This is a genomic window from Mesorhizobium sp. M0195, from assembly GCF_040322115.1.
Taxonomy (GTDB): Bacteria; Pseudomonadota; Alphaproteobacteria; order Rhizobiales; family Rhizobiaceae; genus Mesorhizobium.
Map to the genome: position 1 here is coordinate 1 of NZ_JAMYSV010000085.1, position 824 is coordinate 824.

Annotated in this window: 1 protein-coding gene; it reads left to right on the forward strand. The window is 65.8% G+C overall.

The window, feature by feature from the left end:
* The coding region (locus tag NKJ12_RS32115; protein ID WP_352707732.1) for a condensation domain-containing protein at positions 1–824 on the forward strand (824 nt) is incomplete at both ends.

An 824-nucleotide genomic window follows, 5' to 3' on the forward strand; every position in this document is an offset into this window, starting at 1 on the left:
ACTTCTTCGAGCTGGGTGGCCACTCGCTGCTGGCCGTGCAGCTCTCGAGCCGGCTGTCGCGGGCTGTTGGCGTCGAACTGCCGCTGACGAGGCTGTTCGCCAGACCGGTGCTTGCCGATCTGGCCGAAAGCATCGTCGAGGTGTTGAGCCGCTCCGGTCCGCAAGACCTGCCGGCGATTGCGACGGTGTCGCGCAATGAGCCGCTTGTGCTGTCGTTTGCGCAGCAGCGGATATGGTTTTTGGCGCAGCTGGACGAGGGCAGCACCAACTATCACATTCCACTGGCCTTGCGGCTGCGTGGTGTGCTCGACCGCGGCGCCTGGCAGCGCAGCCTTGACCGTCTGTTTGCGCGTCATGAGGCGCTGCGCAGCGTCTTTGTCGCACCGGAGGGCAAGCCCTGGGTTGAGGTTCTGCCGCCGGATGCGGGACTGCCGGTGGCCGAGCACGATCTGCGGGACAGGCCGGATGCTGAGGCTGCGCTTTTGGATCTGTGCCATGAAGAGGCGCGCACGCCGTTCGATGTTGCGCGCGGGCCGCTGATCCGCGGGCGTCTGATCCGGATGTCGGATGAGCAACACGTCTTCCTGCTGACCCAGCATCATATCGTCTCGGACGGCTGGTCGATGGGCGTGCTGGTGCGTGAACTCAGTCAGCTTTACCGGGCGTTCGAGGCTGGACAGGACGATCCTTTGCCGCCGCTGGCGATCCAGTACCCGGATTATGCCGCCTGGCAACGGCGGTGGCTGTCGGGGGAACGGCTGCAGAGCCAGGCGCAGTATTGGCGCGACACCCTGTCTGACGCTCCGGCCCGTCTTGCGCTGCCG